Here is a 12506-nt window from a genome sequence, read left to right as displayed (position 1 = left end):
GGGGTCCACCGATGATCGACACGAGTTTCCGAAATTGGCTACCGACGTGGTGCGGCGGCCGTCGTACGCCGGAGTCCTTCCGGCGGACGAGTTCCCGCGTCAGTCGTCTCGCCGTCCAGTACGACGACGAGGTCGACGCGGCGCTGCAACGCCTGTGGCCGAAGGCGCGGATCTATCACGATCGCGAATTCACCCGGGACCGCGCGGACTTCCTGCTGGTCGTGCGCGGCCGCGGCGTGATGATCGAGACCAAGGTGAAGAGCGACCCCGGGCTGTTCCATGGGTCCACGCTCCCGCCGCTGCTCGATCGCCTGCAACGCGACGGCCGGCGTCTCGTCGTACTGCTCAATCAGGGTGACCCGACACCGGCTCGCGACCTGGTCACCACCAAGCTCGGCGACAAGGGCCGCATCGTCGTCTGGTCCGGACCGCACCACGACACCGAACTCCGCGAGGCCGTCGAATCCCTCCTGCACCAGACGAGTCGCCACCCCTGAACGCAGCCGTGGGTGCCGCCAACGGGCGACACCCACGTGCGAACTGCGGTACCGCGAAGTCCCGGCTGCGACCTCCCGTGAGGGGATCAGGCGTTCTTGATCGCCGAGACCTCGAGCTCCAGGGTGACCTTTTCGCTGACCAGCACGCCGCCACCCTCGAGGGCCGCGTTCCAGCTGACGCCGAAGTCCTTGCGGTTGATCACGACCGAGCCCTCGAGGCCGACGCGCTGGTTGCCGAACGGGTCGGTCGCCGCGCCGGTGTACTCGAACGTCACGTCGACCGGCTTGGTGACGCCACGGATCGTCAGGTCGCCCGACACCACGAACTCGCCGTCGCCGCTGGGCTTGACCGCGGTCGACACGAAGGTGATCTCCGGGTGCTCGTCCATCGCGAGGAAGTCATTGCTGCGCAGGTGCTCGTCGCGCTGCCCGTTGCGGGTGTTGATGCTCTTGGCCTGGATCGTCACCGTGCCGGACGAGTTCGCCGGGTTCTCGCCGTCGATGTGGAACGAGCCCTCGAACTCGTCGAACGCACCGCGGACCTTCGTCACCATCGCGTGCCGGGCGCTGAACCCGATCCGGGTGTGCGCCGCGTCGAGCGTGTAGTCGCCGGTCAATGCGGCGTACTCGTTGGACATCGCGGATTCCTCCAGAGGACTAGTTGAACTTTTCACAGTACAGATTTCACCTTTGACGCTCAGAAGTCCACCCCCCACCCGGCGTGTTCATCTCGTGGACCTGTCGAGGTCGGAGAATGGACGCGATCGACGGGAGAGTGGGGGTTCGGTGGAGCGGAAGATCTTCTGCGCGTCGGGGCCGAACGACGTCTACCGCGCCGTGAGTACGTCGCTCGGCCGGGAGCGTTTCTGGGCCACGTCGGCGCCGGAATCGGGCGGGGTGATCTCGTTCGTACTCGCCGACAGGCGCACCGCGGAGTGCCGCGTTGAGGAGGCCGTGCAGGACGAGCTCTACCGCCTGCAGTACTTCGGCCGCACGCTCACGTTCGCGCTCGCCGCCGGCGAGACGGGCGGGACCGAACTCACGCTCAGCTCGAGCGACCCCGCCGACGGCGCGGAGGTGGTCTCGCTCCTGCTGCGGCTGAAGGCATCGGTCGACTTCGGCGTCGACCTCCGCAACCACGACGAGACCCGGACCACGTCGTACGCCGATAGCTGACTGTTGCCCCGAGCAACAGAGTTAATCGGTTGCGGCGGGTCGGTGGCAGCGGGTCTCATAGGTGGCCGGAGAAACTGGAGGACCGTCGTGGAACCGCTCAGCGCCGACGAGATCAGGCGCTCGTTCGTCAATTCGACCAAGAGCCAGGTGAAGGCGATCGCGCTGCCGTCGCGGTTCAGCGAGCTGCCCTGGGAGTCGCTGGACTTCCTCGGCTGGCGCGACGCCAAGGCGCCGAACCGGGGCTACCTGGTGGTGCGGCGTGACGGCGGGGTGACCGGGATCGCGGTCAGCACCCAGACCTCCGGCGCCGCGCGCCGATTCGCCGGACTGTGCGACCTGTGCAACACCGCGCACCACGTCAGTGACGTCGCATTGTTCGCCGCCCGCCGGGCTGGTTCGGCCGGCCGCGAGGGGAACACGGTCGGCATGTACATGTGCGCCGACCTCGCCTGCTCGCTGTACATCCGCGGCCTGCGCGAGCTCGACCTGCCCCAGGGCGAGACCGCTACACCGGAGGTCCGCGCAGAGCGACTCACAAACCGCTTGGAGAGTTTCGTCCGACGCGTGCTCAGCTGAGGTCCTGGGACACTACGCTGGTCCCACTATCGGCCCGCAGAGGACAAGGGAGAGCGAGTCGCGATGACCGAGTTCCGCATCACGCACGAGATCCACCGGACACACCCGGACATCCGCGAGAAGCTCACCGCCACCACCATCGAGGCGATCAACGAGTCCAGCGCCCGCTCCGCCGAGGACGCCGCCCGCGTCCTCCGCCACAAACTCGCCGAAATCGGCGTCCAGATGAGCGAACCCGCCTGCCTGTCCGCCATAGAACGCATCCGCTCCGGCAAACAACTCCGCTTCGAAATAGAACCCATCCCCGACGAAGACTGACCCCCTCACCACCAACGAGCCACACGGCCGTGGGGCGGTCGCCGGGCGAGTTGGTCGGATAGTCGTCGGGATGGTTGGTGGGATGACCGTCGGGTGGTCGCCGGCTGGTTGGCCCGGCGCCTGGTCGGACCGGTCCTGGGGCCATCGCCGGACGGTTGATGGAGCGGTCGCCGGACGGTTCATCCGACGGTTCGGCAGGCGGTCATCAGGCCTCGCCGGATGGTCGCGGCGGTCGTGGGCGTCGCCCGGCGGTTGGTTGGTCAAGCGGTGGCGGAGCCGTCGCCGGACGGTTGGTCGGCTGGTTCGTGGGCCGTCGCCCCGGTTGATCGGCCAGTACGCCGAGCCTCCGCCCGCCGGTTGATCGGGCGGTCGCCGGACAGTTGGTCGCCGGTTGACCGGGACGTACGCCGAGCCGCCGCCCGCCGGTTCACCACGCCGTACGCCGGACCGTCCCCCGCCGGTCCACCACGCCGTACGCCGGTTGACCGAGCCGTACGCCGGACCATCGCCCGCCGGTTGACCACGCCGTACGCCGGACCGTCCCCCGCCGGTTCACGACGCCGTACGCCGGACCGCCGCCCGCCGGTTGACCACGCCGTACGCCGGACCGTCCCCCGCCGGTTCACGACGCCGTACGCCGGACCGCCGCCCGCCGGTTGACCACGCCGTACGCCGGACCGTCCCCCGCCGGTTGGTGGGGCTGTGGTTAGGGTGCGGGGTGTGCAGCTAGAGGAACTTGGGCGGCGGATCTACGCGACGGCTCACTTGACTGGGGAGTTTGTCCTCCGGTCCGGGCAGACGACGACGGAGTACTTCGACAAGTACCGGTTCGAGGCCGATCCGGTGCTGCTGGACGAGGTGACCGCGGCGATGGTCCCACTGATCCCGGAGGGCACTGAGGTGCTGGCCGGACTGGAGATGGGCGGCATACCGGTCGTGACCGCACTGGGTCGCCACACCGGGCTGCCCTGCGCGTTCGTCCGCAAGGAAGCGAAGGCGTACGGGACCCGTCGCCTGGCCGAGGGCGCCGACATCGAGGGACGCCGCGTCACGATCGTCGAGGACGTCGTCACCACTGGGGGCCAGATCGTTCTGTCGACCAACGATCTCCGCGCTCTCGGCGCGACCATCGCCGACGCACTCTGCGTCATCAACCGCAACCCCACCACGCCCGCCCCACTCACCGACGCTGGCCTAACGCTCCACGCCCTACTAAGCCCGGAACACCTAACCGCCTGACCCTCACCCGGGCAGCTCTCACCTGCCTTACAGCCTGATGCTCACGCGGCCCTGCGCTGACCCCGTCTGATCCTCACCTGGCTTGCGCTCACCCGCTGTACAGTCACCCGGTCCTATGCTCATCCGGCCTTGAGCTCATCCGGCCTTGAGCTCATCCGGCCTTGAGCTCATCCGGCCTTGAGCTCAGCCGGCCCGGCGCTCACCTCGCGTGACACTCGCCCGGCCTGTGCACACCGCGCCTGGCGCTCCCCGGCCTGACGCCCACCCTCCCCGGCGTCCGTCCCGCCCGACACTCACCCGGCCTCACCCTCATCCAGCCTGCGCTCGCCCCGCCTGGCGCTCCCCCGGCCTGTACTCAACCCGCCTTGTGCCCATCCGGCCTGACACTCGCCCGGCCTTGCGCTCGGCCTTGCGCTCAGCCGGCTCGGCGCTCACCCCGCTTGCGCTCTCCCCGCGTTGCGCTCACCCCGCCTGACGCACACTCCGCCATGCGCTCCCCCGCCTGACGTCACCCTGCCTTGTGTTCCCACGACTGACGCTGAGCCGGCCGAATGCCCGCGCTTCTGCTCAGCCGGCCCGGCGCTCGGGCTTGTGTTCAGTCGGCCCTGCGCTCGGGATTGTGGTTAGCCGGCCTTGCGTTCGGGGTTGGGGGCGGTTGTTGGGATGAGTCTGCGGAAGTCGTCTACGGAGATGATTGGGACGTTGAATTCCCGGGCTGCGCGAGCCTTTACCGACAGGCTGTCGACGTCGGCGGCTACCAGGAATGTCGTCTCGGGGCGGACTGCCTCCTGGGGAACGAATCCTGCCGCGACCGCGCGGTCCCACCACACCTCGCGGGGTTCGACCATGTCGCCGGTGAAGACCATCGTGCTTCCCGGGGGAAACCCGCGCGCCCCAGGACGATCGGGTACGACGTAGCGCCCGCCGCTGGCGCGGAGCAGTGCCTCGTCGACGTCGGTCGGGCGACGGCCGAGCATGACGGCGACCCGGTCGACATCGTTGCGCTGGTCGGGGGTGATCGTCCCGTCGCCCCAGGACGCCGTCGCGAGCGCGGCGACATACCAGCGATGCAGACTGTCGACCTGCGGACGGGTGAGCCCCAACTCGGTTGCCACCTGCACCAACTGATCCGCATCCGCTGCCGTGATCTCCCCGTTGGCGAGGATCGTGTCGAGCAGCACAAGGTATGAGTCGGCCTGAGGTGGCTCCGGCACCCGTGGCAGCTGGTCGACGAGGCGGCTCATCCAGCCATGACGTCCACCGGCGTGCACCGGACGAACGGTCGGCGCGACGTCGGTCCCCGGCAATGCCGGCCAGGGCAAGCGGCGCACCTCTTCATAGGCCCACTGCCATGGCGGCGGTGACGGAAAAGCCTTCAGATAATGGGAAAACAGCTCAGCGGTCGCTCGCGTGTCGGCCATCGCCGAGTGCCAGCCCTCGATCGAGATGCCTGCTGCTGTGCAGCAAGCACCGAGCGTCCGCTTCGCGCCCGGATAGAGATAGCCGGCCAGCGCCATCGTGCACATCGACCGCTCGGTGATCAGCGGCACGGTGACACCGAGACGCGCGAACTCCGCACGCAGGAATCCGAGATCGAACTCGACGTTGTGCCCGACAACCATCCGCCCGGCGAGCAGATCTCCTAACTGCCGAGCGATATCCCCGAACTCCGGAGCTGCCAGCACGTCGGCGGTCAGAATCCCGTGGATGTGCTGCGGCCCCAAGTCTCGCTGGGGATTGAGCAACGTAACCCACTCGTGCTCGACCTGCCCGCGGGCGTCCAGCAGCACGACCGCGATCTCGATGACCCGATGCCGATGGCTCGGCAGCAGGCCGGTCGTCTCAGTGTCGATGACCGCATACATCCGGGCCTCCTCCGGCTCGATGACCGACTGGAACAACCCAATCACACGCCGCCGACAGTTTCCGCCGGCTCAAACATCGCCGGGTCAGGCGTCGACGGCTCAGGCCTCGGCGGGAATCTCGACCTCGATCTCTTCGCCCAGCCGCGCTCCGTGCGCCAATTGGAGTTCATCACCGCTCCAGAACCGGCCCGGGTCGTACCAGTTCAGCTTCCGGCCCCGCAGCAACCCCATCTCCTCGTATGTCACCGCGACCACCTCTGCGCAGTACGCCGACTCCAGCTCGAGCTCACGCGACCCGCGACGGAACGCCGGGACGCGACCGCGCACCCACCTCGACGCGAGGCGTGCCGTCGACGGGAACGGCGTACCGTCCAGCCGCGCCACCGTCCGCAGTACGGCGTCCTCCATCTCCCGGGTGACGGGATGATCGAGCTGCCGCAGCCAGGCCTGCTGACCGTACTTGCGCGCCCACACCAGTACGGCGTCGCGCAGATTGTGCAGCTGAGCGCCGCGCTGATGCTGGCCGGTCCACATGTCCGGCAGCGAACGGCCGAGCTCCGCGTGCCACATCAGCGGCGGGAGGTCCTCGATGACGACCGCCATCCCGACGTGGTTGACCGGGCTGTTCGTGGTCAGTTGGATAGCGCGATCCGCCGCGCTGTCGCCGCGGAACAGCCAAATGTCACCTGTTCGTGTCAGTTCCGTAGCGTCATCCAGTGAAATCCGGCTGTTCACGTCGCTAGGTTAGTCGTCATGAAGGTATGGAAGGTGGTAGGACTTGCGGGGCTCGTCGGCGTGGCCGCAACGGGCGTAGTCATCGCGCGGGGCGAGCGGAAGCGCCGCGCCTACACGCCGGAAGAGGTGCGTGACCGCCTCAAGACGCGGGTCAAGGAAGCAGCGAACGCCTGACCTGTCGACCGGGCAGGCCGGACACGCCGTAACTCGGTGGTACGGCGCTGATCTCGCCTGCCCGGTCGAATTCGTTGCAGCACGCAACCTTTAAAGGTTGTGGAGGGCAACGTCTTCCAGCCGGCCGGCGGCGATCGTCGCGGTCTGGTACGTGCAGTACGGCTGCTTGCGCCGATCGGTCGGCGACCCCGGGTTCAGCAGCCGCAACCCGCCCGGGCTCGTCGTGTCCCACGGGATGTGACTGTGGCCGAACACGAGCAGATCAACCCCCGGGTACGCCGCTTCGCAGCGCGCCTCACGCCCCTTGGCCGAACCGGTCTCATGCACCACGGCGACCGACAAGCCGTCAAGGGTCACGCGCGCGACCCCAGGCAACCGCGCCCGCAACTCAGGCCCGTCATTGTTGCCCCAGCACCCGATGAGCCGGGTGGCACGAGACTCCAACTCGTCCAGCAATCCGACGCTCACCCAATCGCCCGCATGGATGACCACGTCGGCACGCTCGATCGCCTCCCAGACCGGCTCCGGCAGCTTCTTCGCCCGAACCGGCAGGTGAGTGTCCGAGATCAGCACCAGGCGCATGCGCCCACTCTCTACGCGTTCAGTGACTCGATCAACTCCTTCTCCTTCGCCGGGCTCAGCCCCGCGCGTCGCTCCCGGTCCAGGCCGAGCTCCCGCTCCCACGCGAGCGCATCCACCAGGAACTCCCGGCGCGGCCGATGTGTCAGGCCGGCCGCAGCCGCCGCCGCACCGCTCCGCGACGACCAGCCCTCGTACCCAGGCTCGGTCAACCACATCGCCAGCGACTCCGGCCCCATGTACTGCTCGACCTTCTGCTCCTCCAACCACTCCCGCGGCGCGAGCACGACCGGACCGGTGTGACCGCCGACCTCACGCGCCAGCTCGATCCACTCGCCGAACGGGACCACCGGACCGCGCGTGTCGAACGTCCCTGTCCGCCCCTCTGTCGCGTTGTCCAGCAGCCAGCCGGCTAGATCCCGCACATCGATCACCGACGTCGCCAGGTCGGGCGTGTCCGGCACCAGCATGGGCTCCTCCGGCGCATGCGCCGCCCGCGCCACCCACGCTCCCGAGCGGTCGCTGCGGTCCCCCGGCCCGCCGATCAACCCGGCGCGGGCGATCACGAGCCGATCCCCCACCGCCTCCCGCGACGCGAGCTCACACGCGACCTTCGCCTCGCCGTACAACTCCCGCTCCACCACGTCTAGCTCGGTCGGCTCCCGCAGTACGGCGGTCTCATCCGCCCCCGGCGTGTCGTACTTCGCGTAGGCGTTCACCGACGACACATACGTCCAATGCTTCGCCCGTGCGCCGAAGGCGGCCAGAGCACCCCGCACGAAACCTGGCTGCCACGACACCTCGAACACGGCGTCCCAGTCCCGCGGCGGCACAGCGTCGTACGCATCCGGGCGACTGCGATCGGCCGCGATCAACGTCGCGCCGTCCGCGACCGCTCCACTCTCGCCACGTGCCACGCACGTCACCGAATGACCGCGTGCGACCGCTTGCGCAGCGATCTCGCGACCGAGCCACGCCGTACCACCGAGGATCAGAATCTCCATGCGGGCAAGCCAATCAGGCCCGACCGACAAAACCCAGACACCTCTGCCGACGGCAGAAACGGCGCGTGATCGCCCTACCCGCGTCAGGTCACCGTAAGCGTTCGGGCCTTGCCACGCAGGCGATCCGGGCGCACTGTCGAAGAAGACACCCAGGGGTGAGTGTCAGACCACAGGGGGAAGAGATGGCTGGTTTCGTTCAGATCATCGAGTACCGGACGTCGAAGCCGGAGGAGATCAAGGCGCTGATGGACGACTACGGCGCCAAACGCGAAGCCGCGGACGACGGGCCCACGCCGGTCCGCGGCATCACCTGCGCCGACCGGGACGAGCCCGGACGGTACTTCGCGATCGTCGAATTCGACTCGTACGAGGACGCGATGGCGAACTCCGAGCGGGCCGACACCACCGAGTTCTCGGCGCGGATGATGGAGCTCTGCGACGGCCCCGGCACGTTCTACAACCTCGACCTGGTGGAGGAGATGAAGTACCACTGACCGGTGCCGGTCCAGGCGTATCGCGAGTCCGCCTGGGCCGGTACCGCGTCCGGGTACGGCGTACGCCACCTCGCCGAGGCGCACGCCGTACCTGGGCCACGACCGGTGCCGGGAGGGGATACGGCACCGACGCGCGCTGAGGGCAGCTCGGGTCCGCGGCGCCGGACCCGTTCTGCGGATGGCTGATTGGTCAGCGAAAGACTCGGTACGACGTCCACTCGGACGGCGGCGCGGCGCCGCGCTTGCGGAACACGCCCTCGGGTCCGAAGCCCCGGTCCGTGCCGCGATCCCCGCCGAGATCCGTGCTGCGATCAGTGCCGAGATCAGTGCCGCCATCGCTGCGGAGCTCGCCGGCGAGATCGCTATCGGGGTGGAGCGGATCGGGGTCCTGGGGCTCGGGTGTCGAGTGCAGATCCGGCCAGGGCCGGGGTGGTAGGGACTCGCGGGGCGGCAGCTTCAGGTCTGGGTCGGGACCCCGTTCCGGGTCCAGCCACTCGACCTCGGTGGCCCCGCCGTGGCCGTGGATGGCGATGACGGAATCGATGCCGTCCCACACGGTCGTGGTCGGATAGTCGCCGTACCAGCGCAGCGCGACGGCTCCGTCCGTGAACTGCACGCCTTCGGCGACGGGTCCGGTGCCGCTGACACCGGAGACGTCCTGATGACGGATCAAGCGAAAACGACGGGAACTCATTTCGGCGCAACCTCCCAGAGCCGTTCCCCCGGCAACTTCCGCTCCGGACCGGGATCCTGGTCCGGCACCGGGTCGCTGGTCACCCGCAACCCGGCGAACCTGCGCGACATGGCCGCGGCGTACCGCTCGGCCAGCTCGGCCTCGGCCCGGTAGTCGGCAACCACATGGTCCCCGAACCAGACACGCACCCGCCGCCGCTCCACCCGGGCCGCACCCGGGTGAGGATCACCACCGTCAGCCATCTCAATGCACCCGACACCGAGTCGAGCCGTTTCCCATCAGCGACCTCGCAACAAAACCCTTCACGTCAATCACTTCCACTTCCCTGTGGGGATGGGTTCACAGGTAGTGACGAGCCTCTCAGCAGTTCATGACGCGATTCCCAAGAAAAATCTGCCCGCCCGTGGGCAGCCACCTCGGACCACCCGCAGTCGACGTAGTCCCGCATGCGTCAGTCGACGACCCACGGCCGCCAGGTTGGGAGGTCTTCGGCGTCGGGCGTGATCAATGGGTCGAAGGTGTGGGTTCCGACACCGGGAAGGTGGGCTGACACGAGGGTGTCGAGGTTGTGCACCAACAATGCGGGTACGTCGGGCCGTGCTGCGACGAGATCGCTGAAGATCGACTCGGTTTCGTGGAGCTGCCACTCCTCGTCCTTCGTGCCTATGAGCCAGACGCTCAGGTCGATCGGGTACCGGTCGAGCGCCTGGATCTCGTCCGGGTCCGGATCGGCCAGGACGAATCCGTTCGGACGAACCAGAACTGCCACCGTGCCCGGAGCCGACCGAGCCGAGCGCCGGAACAGGTACTCATCCGCGTTGAGTCCGCCATCCGCGACGGCCTCGAGCTCGAGCACGCCGGCGAGCCAGGCGGCGGCCTCCGCAGCCGTCTCACCAGTAGCCACAAACACGTTGTCGCTCGTCGACATCACAGCTCCTTCCGCATGGTGACCATTCGGCCGTCACCGAGAATGACATGAACCAAGGCATCGACCGACTTGCCGGGCTGGCCGCAGGCCTTCCGAAATCCTCTCAAGGCCATGGCCTCGTCGAGCAATACCTTCCGGCCGTCGATGAAGACCTCTCCGGCAGCACCGACCTGATCGCAGGCTTCGTTGATGTTGCGCTTCACCGCCGAAAGCGAAGCCCGATCCAGCGTCTTGAACTCGACGATCACGCCGTTCTCGGCTCCGCTCCGTCGCAGAGTCGCGTCCGGGTTCTTCCGGCCCTGAACTGTGTGATCCTCCGGGCGAGCGTCTATTCGCCAGCCCTGCTGTCCGAGGAAATCCGCGAGCTCGCGTTCCTTCGGTTCGAAGCGATTCGCGGGATCGCTCACACCAGGAGCGAAGTCGCTGCCGATCGGGTGGAGATCCAGGGCAGGGTCGAAGTCGAGCCAGGGCAGTTCGGGGAGTTCGATGTTGACGATGATCGGTTGGCGCCTGGGTTCGTCGGGGTAGTCGAAGGTGGCTGTTATCTCGTCGACGGTGATGGTGAGGGTGGCGTGTTGCCATTCGCGGTCTGCGGTGGCGGCCATGGAGGCCAGGAGGGCTTTGACTGGTTCGGTGAGGTCTACTTCGATTTCGAAGTCGTCGAGGAGGTGCTCGTTGCGCTTCTGGTCTTTCTTGTCGTCGCGTTGGTCAAACTCGATCTCGCCGGTTTCGGTGATGGTGATCTCTACCTCGAGCGGCTCGTCGTCGCGCTGGTTCTCGTCGTCCTTCCCGTGAGCCTTGCGGTATTGCTCGAAGGCTTTGCGGGCCACGGTGACCAGCGGCGGTTCGTTGTCGTCGGCAACTTCCAGGTCTTCGTAGCTGAAGGTCAGGCGTTTGGTCCGGCCCAGGGAGTCCAGGTCGCCGGCGCCGCCGGTGGTCTTGTTGCGGTCCGCGGAGTCCGAGGACGGACGGTTCGTCGACGGGCCCGCCGTACCGACCAGGCCTTCGGCCCAGCCCCGGGCCTTCGGGGGTGCCATCGACAGGTAGTGGGCGGCGGCCTCGCAGGCTCGTGCCGCGGCGTCCAGTTGCTGGGCGGCGACGGTCGCCTGGCCGCGCGACGCGATCAGGGCGAGTTGCGCGTTCTCCCGGCAGCGTACGGCGGTGCGCTGCAACTGCTCGACCACGCGCGGGATCTCGTCGAAGCAATCGACCAGACCGCGGGCGACCCGCTGCAGCTCCGACGGCATCCCGGCGCCCCAAAACCTCAGATCTGGTCGGCGTAGTTCTTGCAGCCGGCGGACGCGATCTCGAGGGCCTCGGCGGCCTGTTCGACCGCCTTGCTCGCGGCCTCCAGGATCTCGGTGATGTCGCGATCGATACCGGTCGCGGTGCCCGCGATCAAGCTCTCCACCAGCTGGCTGTGCTGGGTGAAGCGCAGCTTGAAACCGGCCAGGCCGCCGGCCGCCTGCTTGGCCTCCATCGCGACCTGGTGCAGTTGTTCCTTGAGCCGCAGTACGTCGGACACCTCAACCCACTCCCAAACCTAGTTGCGCTTCTTCGGCAGCACGATCGCCGTACCTGCCACCACGACGGGCACCCCGATCCCGATCCACCACGGCAGCCCCGCCGCCATCAGCACGAAGACCGCGACCGCGCCGCCCCAGCCCCACCAGCGCGCGCCGGGCAGCCGCGGCAGCCCGAGCATCCGCGACGCGGCCAGCATCGTGACAGCCGCGATCGCCGCGGCCTCGACCCCGGCTAGGAACGACCCGCTGAACACCCACACCAGCACGAACCCGACCAGCGCCAGGACCGCGCTGATGGTACGCCGCTTGCGCTGCTCCTGGATCGCCCGGGCCTTCGTCCGCAGCTCCTCCAACTCGTCGACCGATTCGGCGAGCTGTTTGGTGATGCGCTCGGCAACGGTCTCGAGGTCGTTCAGCGCCCGGATCTCGGGCAGCGTGTGGTTCGCCCGCTTCCCCTCAGCAGGCAGCCCGGCCCGCTGCAGGCTCGCCGCCGCAGTCTCGGCGAGCGCGTTCAGCCGGGTCTGCAGCTTCAGCCCGCGCTCGGCCATCGCGTCGGCCTCCGCCGCCGCAGTCGCCTCCGCCTTGGACTTGTGCGCAGTCAACCGGTCCTGCGCCTGCTGGGCGTCCGCCCGCGCCATCGCGACCGTGCGCAACGCCCGCACGTACTCGGACCACTCCTGTTCCACGGACCTCATCTCAGA

The 12506-nt window shown here is 68.2% G+C and carries 19 protein-coding genes; 8 read left to right on the top strand and 11 right to left on the bottom strand.

Annotated features, from left to right (window positions below; all coding sequences use genetic code 11):
• Nucleotides 1-11: 11 nt before the first annotated feature.
• Nucleotides 12-497 (top strand): hypothetical protein, encoded by a 486-nt coding sequence (locus AB0J62_RS21980; protein WP_363873922.1) that lies wholly within the window; start codon nucleotides 12-14, stop codon nucleotides 495-497.
• An 86-nt stretch (nucleotides 498-583) separates the two neighbouring features.
• On the opposite strand, the gene AB0J62_RS21975 is transcribed toward AB0J62_RS21980, so the two are convergent.
• Nucleotides 584-1135 carry a YceI family protein gene (locus tag AB0J62_RS21975; protein ID WP_363873919.1) on the bottom strand — a complete coding sequence of 184 codons (552 nt, stop codon included), beginning with the start codon at nucleotides 1133-1135 and terminating at the stop codon, nucleotides 584-586.
• A gap of 148 nt (nucleotides 1136-1283) precedes the next feature.
• Between AB0J62_RS21975 and AB0J62_RS21970 the strand changes: the two genes are divergently transcribed.
• From AB0J62_RS21970 to AB0J62_RS21950, 5 genes are all read left to right on the top strand, one after another.
• On the top strand, nucleotides 1284-1673 hold the full coding sequence (locus tag AB0J62_RS21970; protein ID WP_363873916.1) for a hypothetical protein: 390 nt from the start codon (nucleotides 1284-1286) through the stop codon (nucleotides 1671-1673).
• 87 nt (nucleotides 1674-1760) lie between these two features.
• On the top strand, nucleotides 1761-2249 hold the full coding sequence (locus AB0J62_RS21965; protein WP_363873913.1) for an FBP domain-containing protein: 489 nt from the start codon (nucleotides 1761-1763) through the stop codon (nucleotides 2247-2249).
• A 63-nt stretch (nucleotides 2250-2312) separates the two neighbouring features.
• Nucleotides 2313-2567, top strand: a complete 255-nt coding sequence (locus AB0J62_RS21960) for a hypothetical protein (protein ID WP_363873910.1) — start codon at nucleotides 2313-2315, stop codon at nucleotides 2565-2567.
• A 267-nt stretch (nucleotides 2568-2834) separates the two neighbouring features.
• Nucleotides 2835-3227 (top strand): hypothetical protein, encoded by a 393-nt coding sequence (locus AB0J62_RS21955; protein ID WP_363873907.1) that lies wholly within the window; start codon nucleotides 2835-2837, stop codon nucleotides 3225-3227.
• A 60-nt stretch (nucleotides 3228-3287) separates the two neighbouring features.
• Entirely contained in the window at nucleotides 3288-3806 is a 519-nt protein-coding gene (locus AB0J62_RS21950) for a phosphoribosyltransferase family protein (RefSeq protein WP_363873904.1), read from the top strand.
• A 623-nt stretch (nucleotides 3807-4429) separates the two neighbouring features.
• Here AB0J62_RS21950 and AB0J62_RS21945 read toward each other — a convergent pair.
• Together AB0J62_RS21945 and AB0J62_RS21940 are read right to left on the bottom strand one after the other, a co-directional pair.
• Nucleotides 4430-5671, bottom strand: coding sequence for an exonuclease domain-containing protein (locus tag AB0J62_RS21945; RefSeq protein ID WP_363873901.1), 1242 nt, complete (start codon nucleotides 5669-5671; stop codon nucleotides 4430-4432).
• Nucleotides 5672-5770: 99 nt separating this feature from the next.
• A complete protein-coding gene (locus tag AB0J62_RS21940) occupies nucleotides 5771-6406 on the bottom strand; it encodes a hypothetical protein (protein WP_363873898.1) in 636 nt (211 codons plus the stop codon).
• 18 nt (nucleotides 6407-6424) lie between these two features.
• Here AB0J62_RS21940 and AB0J62_RS21935 point away from each other — a divergent pair, with 18 nt between their 5' ends.
• The gene (locus AB0J62_RS21935; RefSeq protein WP_165546543.1) at nucleotides 6425-6580 is read left to right on the top strand and encodes a hypothetical protein; all 156 of its coding nucleotides are present in this window, start codon (nucleotides 6425-6427) and stop codon (nucleotides 6578-6580) included.
• 90 nt (nucleotides 6581-6670) lie between these two features.
• Here the strand turns inward: AB0J62_RS21935 and AB0J62_RS21930 are convergent, their stop codons facing one another.
• Nucleotides 6671-7162 (bottom strand): metallophosphoesterase, encoded by a 492-nt coding sequence (locus tag AB0J62_RS21930; RefSeq protein ID WP_363873894.1) that lies wholly within the window; start codon nucleotides 7160-7162, stop codon nucleotides 6671-6673.
• Nucleotides 7163-7173: 11 nt separating this feature from the next.
• Nucleotides 7174-8163 (bottom strand): oxidoreductase, encoded by a 990-nt coding sequence (locus AB0J62_RS21925; RefSeq protein WP_363873891.1) that lies wholly within the window; start codon nucleotides 8161-8163, stop codon nucleotides 7174-7176.
• Between the two features lie 182 nt (nucleotides 8164-8345).
• On the opposite strand from AB0J62_RS21925, the gene AB0J62_RS21920 reads away from it, so the two are divergent.
• Complete coding sequence (locus AB0J62_RS21920) at nucleotides 8346-8657, top strand: hypothetical protein (RefSeq protein ID WP_363873888.1); 312 nt, start codon at nucleotides 8346-8348, stop codon at nucleotides 8655-8657.
• 190 nt (nucleotides 8658-8847) lie between these two features.
• Here AB0J62_RS21920 and AB0J62_RS21915 read toward each other — a convergent pair whose 3' ends face one another.
• The 6 genes from AB0J62_RS21915 to AB0J62_RS21890 all read right to left on the bottom strand — a co-directional run bounded on the left by AB0J62_RS21915 (nucleotide 8848) and on the right by AB0J62_RS21890 (nucleotide 12500).
• Nucleotides 8848-9351: a hypothetical protein gene (locus AB0J62_RS21915; RefSeq protein WP_363873885.1), complete on the bottom strand. Its 504-nt coding sequence runs from the start codon at nucleotides 9349-9351 to the stop codon at nucleotides 8848-8850.
• A complete protein-coding gene (locus tag AB0J62_RS21910; protein ID WP_363873882.1) occupies nucleotides 9348-9593 on the bottom strand; it encodes a hypothetical protein in 246 nt (81 codons plus the stop codon). The genes AB0J62_RS21915 and AB0J62_RS21910 overlap by 4 nt, the downstream gene beginning before the upstream one ends.
• 209 nt (nucleotides 9594-9802) lie before the next feature.
• A complete protein-coding gene (locus tag AB0J62_RS21905; protein ID WP_363873879.1) occupies nucleotides 9803-10279 on the bottom strand; it encodes a hypothetical protein in 477 nt (158 codons plus the stop codon).
• Nucleotides 10279-11526, bottom strand: a complete 1248-nt coding sequence (locus AB0J62_RS21900) for a hypothetical protein (RefSeq protein ID WP_363873876.1) — start codon at nucleotides 11524-11526, stop codon at nucleotides 10279-10281. The genes AB0J62_RS21905 and AB0J62_RS21900 overlap by 1 nt, the downstream gene beginning before the upstream one ends.
• Before the next feature lie 17 nt (nucleotides 11527-11543).
• Nucleotides 11544-11804 (bottom strand): hypothetical protein, encoded by a 261-nt coding sequence (locus tag AB0J62_RS21895; RefSeq protein ID WP_363873873.1) that lies wholly within the window; start codon nucleotides 11802-11804, stop codon nucleotides 11544-11546.
• 18 nt (nucleotides 11805-11822) lie between these two features.
• Nucleotides 11823-12500 carry a hypothetical protein gene (locus AB0J62_RS21890; RefSeq protein ID WP_363873870.1) on the bottom strand — a complete coding sequence of 226 codons (678 nt, stop codon included), beginning with the start codon at nucleotides 12498-12500 and terminating at the stop codon, nucleotides 11823-11825.
• Nucleotides 12501-12506 lie beyond the last annotated feature (6 nt).

It is taken from the genome of Kribbella sp. NPDC049584, assembly GCF_040675555.1.
In the GTDB taxonomy this organism is placed as follows: domain Bacteria; phylum Actinomycetota; class Actinomycetes; order Propionibacteriales; family Kribbellaceae; genus Kribbella.
Note: the sequence above shows the minus strand (reverse complement) of the source record. Positions and strands in the feature narration are given on the sequence as shown.